Source organism: Vibrio sp. 10N.286.48.B8 (assembly GCF_003050085.1).
GTDB classification, from domain to species: Bacteria; Pseudomonadota; Gammaproteobacteria; order Enterobacterales; family Vibrionaceae; genus Vibrio; species Vibrio crassostreae.
Window position 1 is genome coordinate 1 of the sequence record NZ_PIGD01000003.1, and the last position, 13,016, is coordinate 13,016.

Sequence of the window (13,016 nt, forward strand, 5' to 3'; positions counted from 1 at the left end):
ATTTTCTGTGCAGGCGACTCTTTAGGCTTAGGTGATTGGCTCATGACATTCATCCTTGGATTTTGCGCCCAATTCATCTTACCGTGCTTTCGAAGCCAGGTTAAAACGGTTGAACGGCCTTGAATACCATAAATGGTTTGGGCTTGTTTATATGTCATATCGCCTCTTTCTACAGCGGCGACGACCTGTAATTTAAAGCCTAGTGTGTAATCACGCTGAGTGCGCTTAACGTAGGTATTATTTGAAGTAGTCATAATTCGTCCTCAATGTGTAAACACATTTCAGGACGAGACAATCTAATACAAAAAAGCGCGTTACTGCTACTCGGCAATAACGCGCTTTTTTTATCTAAATTGAACTGTGTTTATCTATTTATCTGTTTATCTGTTTATCTGTTTATCTGTTTATCTGTTTATCTGTTTATCTGTTTATCGCCAAATATGAACCAGCCGCAATCATTATTCCACCAGCACTTTGGTTTAATCTTTTATGAGTGCGTGGTGTTTTAAGTAAACTTGCCATTCTGCCCGCGCCCATTGCAATGATCATTAAACCGGACATCAAAGCAACCGCCGCTAAAACAGCAACCAAGACGATATCTTGTGAACGCAAAACAGTCAGATCAATAAACGTTGGCAAGAATGAAATATAGAACAAAATCACTTTCGGGTTTGATGCTGAAATCAAAAAGCCTTGTGCGAAACTGGCGAGTTCCGATTTCTGACTTTGTTTTGCTGCGAGCTCAGCTGTGCCTTGCACTTCAGGTAGGCTCTTAAACATCTTGTAGCCCAAGTAAATCAAATAAGCGGCACCAACGTAGCGAATCACCTCAAAAGCAAACGACCAGTTCTCAGCAATCGTCGCTAGACCAAAACAGGCAAGCGCAAGATAAATCAGATCACTGCATATCATTCCTACAGAAAGAGAAATGCACTTTCGCCACCCATCGACCATACCACGAGCCAAAATCGCAAATACACCGGGACCCGGAGTAATGCCAAATATAAACATGGCAATAAAGAATGTAACTGCGCCTTCTAATGACATTGGCTTGTCCTTACTTATAACCCAACATGATTGATCACGAACGTATCATGGAGTTTCGATTCAGGTAAAGAGTGTTTTGGTCTGCGAAGATTCAAAAAGCTCATGTTTGAATAACTGTCATACGTAATTTCCCCACAAAGCACCAAGTGTTTTATCTAAGGTAATAAAAAAGCGAACCTAATGGCTCGCCTCTACAAAATATTGACTACGAATCAACGTAGCAAGATTAGTTCGCCATTGGTGACAACAGCTCAGGGTTAACCACCAAGTTTCTCACACCGTGGGCGTGGTCTTCGTTAAAGTCATTGCCTTCACACCAGTTCCCGACTGTCGCGATGTTTACTTTCGCTACTTGTGGACGAACACTCCATGTTACTTGGAAAGGTGAACCTTGCTCGTTGTAACCTGGGCCCGTTGTTGAACCTGCGTATTGAATCGCTGAACCCGTATCTTGTGGGATGTTGGTTGCTTGGTGCAATCCATTCACTTTTGAGTGCTTAGCCAATGCTTCGAAGTCGAGTGCTTTGTCGTCATTCACTAATACGTATACTTGGGTCTCCACACGCAGTTGCGGATTGGTAATCGCATCGTTGAAACAAGCACCCAGTGTTTCACCCGGCTCTACTTGTGCCGTTGAATACACGTAATGCACTTCGATGGTATCGCCCGAATGCAAAGAACCATGCTCGCTCGGACAAACCTTGCCCTCAAATGGTTTTAGTTCAGCCTCACTTAGCTTACCAGTGTATTTAAAGCCACTCTGGAAACCCTTGCCATCACCGTTACCAGCGTATTGGGTAAACTCGCCACCTTTGTGCTCTGCGTTCTTATGGAAGTGGATATTACATAGGTTCATGGCTGTTGAATCTGGCGCATCAGAAAACAATCGAGCGTTTGTTCCTTCTACTGAACCTAGATCACGAGGCGCTTGCGGACCAAAACCTTGCCCTTGGGTATTTTCAGAAAGCTTCGCTCTTTGTTCTGCGATAACACCATCTGAAACAGACTCATGGTTCGCGTCTGATGCGTTTGCTTGAGCAGATAACATCACCATCGCGACGCTTAAAAACACACTCTTGTTGTTCATATTTCTTCCCTAGAATGTTGATAGCTAAACTTAAACCAAACTTAACAGCAAACATCTTACTATGCTCACACATGAATATAAGCCTTGTCTTTGTAAGATTAGATTTCATCGCTTACTTTGGGAGAGTATTCAAATCCTTGGTGCATATAACAAGATCAACAGGTTAAATACGGCGAGCCCCTTCCATAACAAGTAAATACCGAGCTGTGCTGACCTGCCCCTTACTCGAGTCCAGCTCATATTGTGTTAGTGAGCGCAAACAAGACGTTACGTAATCCTGACGAGCTGACTGCCAGTCACCTAATAAGAAACAAAAAAGGCGAACCACATGGTTCGCCTTTTTTGTTTAGTACTAGTTTTTAAAATCGAGCTATTGTGCTGGTCGCGTTCCTGAAGCAAATATTCCGAAAGTCATGACATTTAAAGCATCTGTCACACCTTCCAATGATTTTATGACCTGCTTCGTAGGCCCGTTATTGAATATATGATTACCTAAGCCTTTTTCACTGTGAACCCTTGCATGATCCTCGGTGACTTGTTTATCTGTCACTTGCATCTGTTGATTAGTTTTTGCTGGTTCACTCAATTCATGAGAAGCCGAATCTCCATCGCTATTGATATCACTGGTATCTGCAGTAATAACGGAACTCTCGTTAACGTTATTTGCGACAGGCTCAATGGCCACTTCACTTGCCGTCTCCTTGACCACAGCCTTTTCGACGCTGTTATTAAGCACATTCTCATTGCTTGATGTATTTTCGTCGGTTTGATTTTCACTTGTTGTCGCACAAGCGGATAAAAGCAACAGGCTAATAGTTATTATGATTAATTTTCTGACCATGACGATTGGGACTGGATTAATAAAACATTGTTCAATTGTAAGTAACTTATGCTAGGAGTTCCAGTGACACGCTTGTTTTGTCGTAACCAGATGTGTACATAATTACTTACTACTTGATGAATCAATAGTTTACTCTCAGCTAAACTTAAAGTTCGTTAAGATAATTTCATAGGTAGTGATGACTGACCTTAATAGTTTGATACCTCAATCAGATTACCATCAGGGTCGCGGAGGTAAATTGAGGTGATCTTGGCCACTGCACCGGTTCGCTCTACAGGGCCCTCCTCTATAGTGACACCTTGTCCCGTAATATGATCGAATACCTCATCAATCGGTGTGCTGGTGATGAAACATAGGTCGGCACTCCCCGCTTGTACATGCTTAGCCTTAGGTTCGAACTCCTGCCCTTGCTGATGAAGATTTATCTTTTGGTTACCAAACGACAGTGCCCAGCGCTCCTCACCAAACTGAATCGGTTTCATCCCCAACACTCTCTGATAGAAGTCTACCGTTATCTCGATATCTTTAACGGTTAATACAAGGTGATCTAAGTGACTGATATCCATAAATGATTGCTCTCCGTAAGTGACAGGCCTGCTAATTAACTCCTCTACAAGATTTGATAAAAATCCAGAGCGTTATTCACTCATAATCTAACGCTTAGAAAAGTGATACAACAGCCTTTTACGGCTATAGATCCCATTATCAACGAATAAAGGGAGCACTTCTAAGTACTCCCTTTGCAGCGTTATTCTAACTAAATTGATTGGTTAAATTAGTGACATAAACCTTCATGCGTCCAGTACCAATAGTTTTCAAACGGATCAGCCCCCCAGTTATCTGTTGTAGACGTAAAACGGTTGCCCCAATATTGAACCGACGCCCCAGCTGGGTAGAAAATATTCGGGCTCCATTCTGGCACATCCACACACATGTCCTGAGGATCAGGTTGAGGACTAGGGTTTGGCAGTTCTAGTACAGTGCTGACCGCTACATAAGCGTCTGTTGACCCTTGCGCACCCGATACCATTACGTAGATATCATCCCCTTGTATACCACCAAAGCCACAGTACTCGTTGTTATCCAAGTTAGTAGACGAACAATCGTAGTCATTTGATGATGCTGGACGACCGATAGCAACATATAGATCGACGTTACCGTAACCATTGTAAGTTTGGATCCAAACATCACCTTCAGAGCTGTTCTTCAGAACAAACTGCTGTTGATCGTTACCGCTACTCAACACAGGCGCAGGAACGTTCAATTCTAAATTGTTGATGCCCGGTGTCGGTGTCGGTGTCGGTGGATTAGGGTTTGGATTCGGCTGACCAGAACCACAGTTTTGGACATTAACGCCGACCTGACTAAACGCATTACGCACCGAAGATGCTTCATAACCTAGCTTTTGTGCCGCCTTACAAACCCCTTCCGCACCTGATTGGAAGTTCGATTTTGATGTCCAATAAAGTTGGTTTGCCGTAGCGTAAGTCATGAACGCCTTTTTAATGTCCCAACCGTTGCTGGTGGCTAGATGGTAGAATGCTTTGTTGAAAATACCCGAGCTATGGTGAACGTCAATCCCGTTGTAATATTGGTTAACGTGATCGATAGACATACCATCTTGGCTAGGTTGAATGAAATAGCGCATCGCAGGGCTGTACTTCATTACGTGCTCACCCATCTTCCAGTTAAAGCTGCCATGAACATATTCGCTTAAAGCCGCTGCAGCAACATCAGAGAAAGACTCATTCATGCCGCCCGACTGACCGCGGTACTCAAGGTTTGAATTTTGTTCAGTAAAACCGTGGCTTACCTCATGCGCGATCACATCCCACGTCGCCAATGGATACATAGATTGGTTACCATCACCAAACGTCATCTGTTGGCCATCCCAGAATGCATTGCCGTAGTTCGAACCGTAGTGCACACGCATCGTTAGTTTTTGCTGGATAGGACGAGTGTTCAACCACTCTTTGTACATGTCAAAAACACGCTGGCCGAAGTAATGTGCATCGTTCATTGGTGCATACGCGCCGTTAATCGCACGGTAATCATTGACGTTCCTACCGTAATTACCATTACAGGCAAACTGATGAACCTGACCATAGTCTTGGCGATTATTCATATTCATCGTAACAACGTTTTGACTGTCCATCTGGCAATATGAGTTAACCTGGAAACCACCGTATTGAGTATTCGGGCCAAAATAGTAACGACCGCTTTTCTCGTTTCCACCAGGGCCTTCGGCATCAATGAACGCAATAGCTTCCCACTGGTCAAGTAGCTCGCCAGATTTAGCGTCTACAAGCGTAATTGGTCGTGAAGGTCCCATACCTTTTGTTTGTAAGAAATCAACTTTATAAATCAGGTGTGCTTGTTGCTGTTCATCAAGCCAAATGAGGAGGTCAGCATTTGGATTACGAATCGTAGCTGCAGCCACGCCCTTGTGCTGTGACTTAGCAATCGCTATTGCTTGCTGGGCGTTGATCATCGGCAAAGTAGAACCGATATCAGCTTCGATACCCGTTAAAACTTGCCCGTCTATTGCTTGAGCAATGCCTTGCTGAGAATGATCAACCACCACTGACTGACCATAAACCGGAATGCCATAGTGGAGCTGTTGTTTACGCAGGAGTGTCGTTGTACCGGTATCGACTCGACTTGCTTCATAGTAAGCAAGTGGTTGACTTACAGCACTAAAGCCCTGATTTTTTTGATTTAGAATGATTGATAGATCGACATCGGAATAATTCACTACATTGGCAGCTTGAGAAGTAAACGCTATTGGGAATAGCATTAGTAAATGTGTACCACGCATACATCACCTTTATAATTTTTGTTTTTATAAATTCACCCACTGGATGAGCGCGCATCTTAACGATAGATTATGCGCATGATTAAATGCATTTAGTTTTATATGTGACATTGATTCAGAAGATAATCTTTCACGAAAATAAAAGTGAGGTGGGGAGTCAAAAAAACCATACTTTCCGCCACTTAGCAACAACTCAACAAATCGACGTAAAATATGGAGGGGTATCTAATTTCCGACAATACTCGGAAATTTCATGCTTCGAATCGTTACGAGATTAAGGTTCGATATCGATTTTCAAATAACGGCGCCAACTCACCCCTATTAGATTCAGAGCCCGAAAATAGTTAAAGACGGTTTCGTGCAAAATCGTAATAAGGGTGTATTACCTAGCGTGCGGACTTAACCTAGTGTTTATTAAGCATGCAAATGACCAATTTATTGTTGGCTATCTTAACAAGTGCCATTGCCGTCAATCAGAGTATATTCAGCCCAAACACGTCCTTTACATCGAATAAAACGGCTTCTGTTTTCTCTCTCGATACTTGTGTACCTTTGCGTAAAATATCAATGAGCTGTGCTTTGTCGTCTAATAATTCAGCTCTGCGTGCTCTAATCGGGCGAATCATCTCTTGTAGACACTCTTCCAATACCTTCTTAGTTTGGCCATCCCCTAACCCGCCTCTGCGATAGTGATCTTTTAGTTCATTGACGTACTGAGCGTCAGTATGGAAAGCATCAAGATAGGTAAACACGATGTTCCCTTCAACTTGGCCCGGATCTTCGATTCGTAGATGATTTGGATCGGTATACATGGATTTGACTGCGGCACGAATCTCTTTCTCTGTCGCACCTAAGTTGATAGCGTTGCCCATTGATTTCGACATCTTACTTTTGCCGTCGGTGCTCGGAAGACGAGAGGCATTGCTAAGCAGAGGTTTACACTCATTTAAAATTGGCTTGCCCGCGAGTGAGTTAACTTTTCTCACGATCTCGTTGGTCTGTTCTAGCATTGGCAATTGGTCGTCACCCACCGGAATCAAGGTCGCGTTAAACGCCGTGATATCAGCCGCCTGTGAAATCGGATAAGTCAGAAAACCAGCTGGAATTGAGCGACCAAACTCCTTGTTTTGAATCTCGCTTTTAACTGTTGGGTTGCGTTCCAAACGAGCGATAGAAACAAGGTTACTGTAAAACATGGTGAGTTCGGCCAGTGCTGGTAACTGAGACTGGAGGCAAATCGTGGTTTTTGTTGGGTCGATACCTACCGCTAGATAATCAGCAACAACGTTGAGGATGTTAGACGAAACCTTGGCAGGGTTATGTGCATTGTCGGTAAGCCCTTGCATGTCAGCGACCAATATCGTTTGGTCGTGAATATGCTGCAATGAAGTCCTCTGCTGAAGTGAACCTACATAATGCCCCAAATGCAAAGGGCCAGTCGCTCGGTCGCCAGTAAGAATAATTTCCGGTTTGTTCGTATTTTGAGGTGTTTTCATGGGGTATCTCCAAGTAATAAAAGCTACTGGAGATAAAAAGAAACGACATTCTTGGTGACATTCTTAACTACCTTCCAGCAGCTAAAGAATGTGAGTATTCCGTGCTGCTCTAGATAGAGCACCACCAAAAGAAAATTGAAGTTGAAGCAGAAGTAAATTTCATTATTAAAATCTACCAACAATAAGGGTTAACGACAACCCTTTTATTGGTAGGTAATAAAACTAACGTACCGAAATCGCTTTTCGAGGCGTTTCAAAACAGCAAACTATTAAAGATGCATATCGTAAGCAAATGTATTAATTACATAAACCAATAATTCTAGAACGCATTGCTTGATTGACGTTAAAGTGAACGTTCAAAAACTCAAGCTGTGCCAGAGCCGATTCCGCCGTGCGTTCGTAGCCTTGAGTAAAGGTTGGCAGTAACTGAGCAAACTTAGGGAAGCGCGCTTCTAGCCTTCTATCAGACATAAACTCATCGACGAATTCAGGTTGTGAGCTTTCCGTTTGACCCACAAGATCGATCAAACGATCGAGTGCGTAAGATTGGACGAACCGACTGCCCGACAGCTTTTCACCTCGGTTATAGCGAGACATACCCACGTAAAGGTTGGTTAAGGCTTCCCCTATAATCCACTCTTGCGAATTAGCTTCTGCTGCCCGCTTTTGTGGTGGAATACAACACTGAGTATCAAAGTCAGCTTCCTGCCAAACGATTCTCCCTTCAGCAAACGGAATATGTGCTAATTCATGTGGTTCAAACACTGCAAACTCACAGAACACCCCGTCTGCATAGAACACCTTATAGCCATCGACCGTATTTCTTACCGCGTAGTCGATTGGGTGAATGTCAGATAACCAATGCAAACTGTCTAAGAAATATTGCTTGTGTCCGGTCTGCACTATCGCGAAGAAATCGACGTCTGAATATTGATCCAGTCGCTCCGTTTCAATGCCAACTGAGCCAAGCCCCAACAAGGCATGTGCCTTACCAGAAGTTCTTAAAGAACCTCCAATCGCATCTAAACGTTGTAGTAGTTTTTCTGGTGTATTGACCACCTCTCGCGTTTCTTGTTTACTCGATTGAATCGTTTTATCGGCTTGCATCATTATGTCCCTATCAAGTTGAATGCCACTCAACCTAACTGACAGTTATAACAACGATGAAGTCTAATTTATAAAATCTGTGTTTAAGGTAACGTTCTGCGCAAGTTATTGTTTCATTTAAACGCGCAAATCATCCACCAGCGCTCGTTTTCCTATTCGATTTACAACGAAGACTTCGCCAGATACGCTGCCATTTCTTGCTCTGGAACCATACCTCCACCGGTTGCCCAAACAAGATGAGTCGCGTTCGCTAACGTTGATTCAGTGATGCCTAACCTCTCCAGATATTCACTGTTGTGTTCAACATGAATAGCCCCCGGCATACCAGCCAGTGCAGAAGGTTCTAATTGAATACCCTCGGCTTGATTCAATACGCCTAACAATTGGTACATACGTTCATCAGTTAATGTGTAGTAACCATCAAGCAAACGTTCCATGGCTCGACCGACAAAGCCAGATGCCCGTCCTACCGCCAAACCGTCGGCAGCGGTGAGGTTATCGATACCAAGATCTTGCACTGCAATCTCGTCATGCAAACCAGTGTGAACACCCAGCAACATGCAAGGAGAATGAGTCGGCTCAGCAAAAATGCAGTGAACATCATCACCAAAAGCCATCTTTAAACCAAATGCAACACCACCTGGGCCGCCACCCACGCCGCATGGCAAGTAAACAAACAACGGATGCTGTTCATCAACCACAATGCCCTGTTGTTCAAATTGTTGTTTAAGTCTTTCTCCTGCCACCGAATAACCAAGGAACAAGGTTTGCGAGTTTTCATCGTCAATGAAAAAGCATCGAGGATCTTGTTGTGCCTCTTTACGGCCTTGTTCTACGGCAACGCCATAATCTTGTTCGTACTCGATCACATTGACACCATGCTCACGCAATTTGTTCTTCTTCCACGCTCTCGCGTCTGCCGACATATGAACGGAAACCGTAAAGCCGAGTTTCGCACTCATGATGCCAATCGACATACCAAGGTTACCCGTTGAACCTACCGCTATGCTGTATTGCTTAAAGAAGTCACGAAACTCAGGTTCAAACAGCTTACTGTAGTCATCACTCTCACACAGTAACCCGCCTTTAATCGCTAGCTTTTCGGCATGCGTTAGTACTTCATAAATACCACCACGGGCTTTGATTGAACCTGAAATCGGTAAATGGCTGTCTTTCTTCATCATCAAGCGCCCTTTAATAGGCTGCTGATAATGCGCTTCCAATGCTGATTTCATCGATGGGGTCTCAACAAGCTCAGACTCAATGATGCCATTGCTCACTTGAGTTTCAGGAAATGCTTTGGCTAGATAAGGAGCAAACCTTTGTAACCTCAAGCTCGCATCATGGATGTCTTTCTCATCCAAGCCGACATAAGGTAACCCTTGGTCTAGTGTTGTGACATTTGGGTTAAACCAAACCACCTCTTCGAGCGCCATAAGCTTATTTAGTAATGGAAAGTCGTTGGTGAGGTTATTTAGATTCAGTTCGATCATGGGCTACCTTCTCTGGTATTTAGCGTTCTGCGCTATTTCAATCACTTGGTGTGCAGCCTATTAGAGCCGTAATCGAGAAATGATTCAATAACCTATACTTATGCCTAACGTCAATAGGATGGTATTTCCCTTACTATGCCCTTGAGGCAACCGTCTTGATGTATTCACTTGGCGACAGACCAAACTTACCCTTAAAGCGCTGACTAAAACGTCCTTCAGACTGGTAACCACAAGATTGAGCGAGCATCGTGACATTGTGTTGGCCATTTTGCATAAGATACAAAGCATGGCTTAAACGCACTTCTGCTAATATCTCACGATATTGCATACCTTCCAGTTTTAGCTTTCGGATCAGTGTCGCACGGCTCATCGCAAAACGCTCTGCCACCGACTCTAGCGGATGCTTCTCATCTGGTGAATGTGAAAGATAATGGCTGAGCTTTTGGCTAAACGAAACGTTGGCACTGACAAAGAGTCGATGCAACACCCCTTTTTCAGCCAGTTGCTGGTATAAGCCCTGCAACCAAAACTGTTGAGTCTCTTTGCTCATGTTCTGTGTATCAAACGAAAACAGCGCGTTAAGTGAGTCTTGTAAGTTTCGGTCCGCTTGCACCGTAGGCAACCCCAGCTCATTCGACCGTTCCTCACTTAAATCAAGCATCGCCTGAGAAGGTTGGAATTGAAAGCTGAATACTCGCGACAAGAAGCGCCCTTTGTGGGGCATGTTCTCAAAGCTTAGTGAAGCTGATGCCTCACACAGCAACAACTCAGAATGTGAGAGTTCTGCCGCTGAGTCTTTCCAAAACAGGCGCTTACTGCCTGTAATGATCTGAATAATACTAGGGGATAGAATCCTCACATTACGTAGCTTTTGTAACTGCTCGGCACGAAAGATCGTCACTTGGTATTGATGATTCATCTCATCCCCTTGTTTACTTATTATCAACGTGTATAAGCTATTAACGCGTATAAGTTGCGGTCAGTTTCGCTTTGTCTAAAGCCATACTGTTCAACGTGAATCCAACCACTGCCGACGGCGTATTTTCGTCTAGATTAAGCTTATCCGTTGGTAATGCCCAAACCGTGAATTGGTAACGGTGCATGCCATCTTTTTCAGGAGGACAGACGCCACCGTAGCCAACTGTACCGTAATCAATGCGACCTTCTTTGCCACCGACTTTAGATATATCGACGCCGCGAGGTAGCTCGTTAACAGTCGCAGGGATATCAAACGCAACCCAATGCCAGAAACCACTTTCTGTCGGAGCATCTGGGTCATACGCCGTGATTGCAAAGCTTTTGGTTCCTGCTGGTGCATCTTTCCACATTAACTGTGGTGATAGGTTATCGCCGTCACAACCCCAACTTGAGTATTCAAAAGTCTTCGCCATTGGATGACCTTCTTGAATATCGTTGCTGGTTAATTCGAACGCCTGAGCAGAGCCCGCAGCCAAAATACTGATTGCCAATACTGATTTGATGATTAGTTTCATGATGGTTCCTCTTATTTGGTATGAGTTGAGTATAGTCCTTCCCACATGCTTAATAATGACAATAAGTACATAATTATCTAATTTATCGGAATCAAATGATACTTACTGTAATTTCATCTTATTATTTAAAAGCATGATCCACTCGACAGTTTGCTGTTAAGGGAGCACTTGTTGACATTCAGGTTACAAATCTCACCCAAAAGTCTTTAGACTCGCCTCACGACTTTTAATGAGAATGATTGGATGCGCAGGTTTACCTTAGCCCTTTGCTTGACCTTTTGGCTCCCAACTTTAGCCAATGCCCAAAGTTTGCAAGACAAGTGGCAAACCCTGTATCAACTGACCTGGCAATCATCCCCAATCTTAGTATCTCAACAAGAGTTGGCTCAGTACCCAAAAGTTCTGCTTCATGAAAGTAGCCGTTATCCTAATTTCAACCATTTCAATTGGGACGACATCGCAACGTTAGCCTCAATACAAGATCACTGCAGAGCGATTGAAAACAATAATCCTTCATTACATGACGCCATCGAGTTCGAACTCACTTTGTGTCAGCAACAAGCATTGGATTCCGTTTGGTTTGCAGCACACTCCAAACGAAACCCTGCAGGTGGCAGTTTTGCTGATCGTTATTTAGCAGTTTACCCCGACGTAAGCGAGCAGATACGCCCATTTTTGAGTATTGCCAACCCCCAGCACCCTTTATATTCCAAGCTAAAAACGCTAACCGCACAAGGCAAAGAAGCACTGCTCAATGGATACCGCGCTTGGCAACAAGACGATGTACTTTGGCTAAGTGGCGAACAAGGCTGGAAAGCCATTCCCTTAGATGTTTGGCAACCTATTGCAGAGCAGCAAGAACTATCGTTGACGGGTGACACCTGTACTTTTCGTTACAGCAACATGTGCTTGAGCGAACCTAGCAATGACAACTTAATCATGAAAACGTTGATCTTTTCATTGCTGTTAACGTTGCTTTCCGGACTTGGTAGAGTCTTATACCTAAGAACAAAACAACGCAAAGAGAGGCAGTTCGTTTTGCAGCTTCTCACTCATGAACTACGTACGCCCATTGCTAGCCTTGGCTTAACTGTTGAGATGTTCAGAAATCGCTACGATGACTTTTCTGATGAAACTCAAAGCGCGGTTTGGCGTTTAATATCTGACTATCAAAGGCTCTCTCAGCTCACCGAAAACAGCAAAGTGTACCTAAGTTCGGATCAGTCAGAGCCTTTGTTAAAGCAAAACGCATCATTAGAAGAATGGCTCGATCATGTGTGTGTAAAGCACAATATTTCTTATCAATGTGAAGCGCGTGAACTTGAACTGAACCTGCCTTATTACTGGCTAACGATCTGCTTGGATAATCTAATAAAGAATGCCAAACAACATGGTAGAGGTGAAGTTTTGGTACAAGTCAAACTCGGAGACAAACTGACTATTGAAGTGCAAGACGAGGGGCACTTCCCTTCGCCCATACAACGACTCATGTCCAGTGTCACGCCAAGTAAAACTCACAAGCAAGACAATATGGGCATCGGCCTGACTATTGTCGAACACTTGATAAAACAAGCTGACGGCCGCCTCATTATTCTCCGCAATCCTACCCGATGTATTTTGGAAATAGCTTATTAACA

11 protein-coding genes and 1 pseudogene are annotated in these 13,016 nt (G+C 43.8%); 1 reads left to right on the forward strand and 11 read right to left on the reverse strand.

All coding sequences use genetic code 11. The annotated features are described in order from the left end of the window. From CWO08_RS04705 to CWO08_RS04765, 11 genes and pseudogenes are all read right to left on the reverse strand, one after another. Positions 1-254 (reverse strand): annotated as a pseudogene (locus CWO08_RS04705) (IS3 family transposase); the annotation flags it as partial. A 166-nt stretch (positions 255-420) separates the two neighbouring features. Next, a complete protein-coding gene (locus CWO08_RS04715; RefSeq protein ID WP_108019984.1) occupies positions 421-1,047 on the reverse strand; it encodes a LysE family translocator in 627 nt (208 codons plus the stop codon). 226 nt (positions 1,048-1,273) lie between these two features. Next, on the reverse strand, positions 1,274-2,134 hold the full coding sequence (locus CWO08_RS04720) for a delta-class carbonic anhydrase (protein ID WP_102478274.1): 861 nt from the start codon (positions 2,132-2,134) through the stop codon (positions 1,274-1,276). 370 nt (positions 2,135-2,504) lie between these two features. Continuing rightward, positions 2,505-2,975, reverse strand: coding sequence for a hypothetical protein (locus tag CWO08_RS04730; RefSeq protein ID WP_102478276.1), 471 nt, complete (start codon positions 2,973-2,975; stop codon positions 2,505-2,507). Positions 2,976-3,163: 188 nt separating this feature from the next. Next, positions 3,164-3,541, reverse strand: coding sequence for a VOC family protein (locus tag CWO08_RS04735; RefSeq protein ID WP_108019985.1), 378 nt, complete (start codon positions 3,539-3,541; stop codon positions 3,164-3,166). 209 nt (positions 3,542-3,750) lie between these two features. Next, positions 3,751-5,793: a M4 family metallopeptidase gene (locus tag CWO08_RS04740; protein WP_108019986.1), complete on the reverse strand. Its 2,043-nt coding sequence runs from the start codon at positions 5,791-5,793 to the stop codon at positions 3,751-3,753. A gap of 470 nt (positions 5,794-6,263) precedes the next feature. Next, positions 6,264-7,286 carry a tryptophan--tRNA ligase gene (gene trpS / locus CWO08_RS04745; RefSeq protein ID WP_102432423.1) on the reverse strand — a complete coding sequence of 341 codons (1,023 nt, stop codon included), beginning with the start codon at positions 7,284-7,286 and terminating at the stop codon, positions 6,264-6,266. 297 nt (positions 7,287-7,583) lie between these two features. Next, positions 7,584-8,393 carry a hypothetical protein gene (locus tag CWO08_RS04750; protein WP_108019987.1) on the reverse strand — a complete coding sequence of 270 codons (810 nt, stop codon included), beginning with the start codon at positions 8,391-8,393 and terminating at the stop codon, positions 7,584-7,586. A gap of 161 nt (positions 8,394-8,554) precedes the next feature. Then, complete coding sequence (locus tag CWO08_RS04755; protein ID WP_108019988.1) at positions 8,555-9,886, reverse strand: D-serine ammonia-lyase; 1,332 nt, start codon at positions 9,884-9,886, stop codon at positions 8,555-8,557. A gap of 133 nt (positions 9,887-10,019) precedes the next feature. Continuing rightward, positions 10,020-10,805 (reverse strand): helix-turn-helix transcriptional regulator, encoded by a 786-nt coding sequence (locus CWO08_RS04760; RefSeq protein WP_108019989.1) that lies wholly within the window; start codon positions 10,803-10,805, stop codon positions 10,020-10,022. Between the two features lie 40 nt (positions 10,806-10,845). Then, positions 10,846-11,379, reverse strand: a complete 534-nt coding sequence (locus tag CWO08_RS04765) for a YbhB/YbcL family Raf kinase inhibitor-like protein (protein WP_050648620.1) — start codon at positions 11,377-11,379, stop codon at positions 10,846-10,848. A gap of 243 nt (positions 11,380-11,622) precedes the next feature. Here CWO08_RS04765 and CWO08_RS04770 point away from each other — a divergent pair, with 243 nt between their 5' ends. Then, the gene (locus tag CWO08_RS04770) at positions 11,623-13,014 is read left to right on the forward strand and encodes a DUF3404 domain-containing protein (protein WP_108019990.1); all 1,392 of its coding nucleotides are present in this window, start codon (positions 11,623-11,625) and stop codon (positions 13,012-13,014) included. Positions 13,015-13,016: the final 2 nt, after the last annotated feature.

Coding starts and splice junctions, on each gene's coding strand:
- CWO08_RS04715 (WP_108019984.1), bottom strand. CDS start 1,047: ATGTCATTAGAAGGCGCAGTTACATTCTTTATTGCCATGTTTATATTT.
- CWO08_RS04720 (WP_102478274.1), bottom strand. CDS start 2,134: ATGAACAACAAGAGTGTGTTTTTAAGCGTCGCGATGGTGATGTTATCT.
- CWO08_RS04730 (WP_102478276.1), bottom strand. CDS start 2,975: ATGGTCAGAAAATTAATCATAATAACTATTAGCCTGTTGCTTTTATCC.
- CWO08_RS04735 (WP_108019985.1), bottom strand. CDS start 3,541: ATGGATATCAGTCACTTAGATCACCTTGTATTAACCGTTAAAGATATC.
- CWO08_RS04740 (WP_108019986.1), bottom strand. CDS start 5,793: ATGCGTGGTACACATTTACTAATGCTATTCCCAATAGCGTTTACTTCT.
- trpS (WP_102432423.1), bottom strand. CDS start 7,286: ATGAAAACACCTCAAAATACGAACAAACCGGAAATTATTCTTACTGGC.
- CWO08_RS04750 (WP_108019987.1), bottom strand. CDS start 8,393: ATGCAAGCCGATAAAACGATTCAATCGAGTAAACAAGAAACGCGAGAG.
- CWO08_RS04755 (WP_108019988.1), bottom strand. CDS start 9,886: ATGATCGAACTGAATCTAAATAACCTCACCAACGACTTTCCATTACTA.
- CWO08_RS04760 (WP_108019989.1), bottom strand. CDS start 10,805: ATGAATCATCAATACCAAGTGACGATCTTTCGTGCCGAGCAGTTACAA.
- CWO08_RS04765 (WP_050648620.1), bottom strand. CDS start 11,379: ATGAAACTAATCATCAAATCAGTATTGGCAATCAGTATTTTGGCTGCG.
- CWO08_RS04770 (WP_108019990.1), top strand. CDS start 11,623: ATGCGCAGGTTTACCTTAGCCCTTTGCTTGACCTTTTGGCTCCCAACT.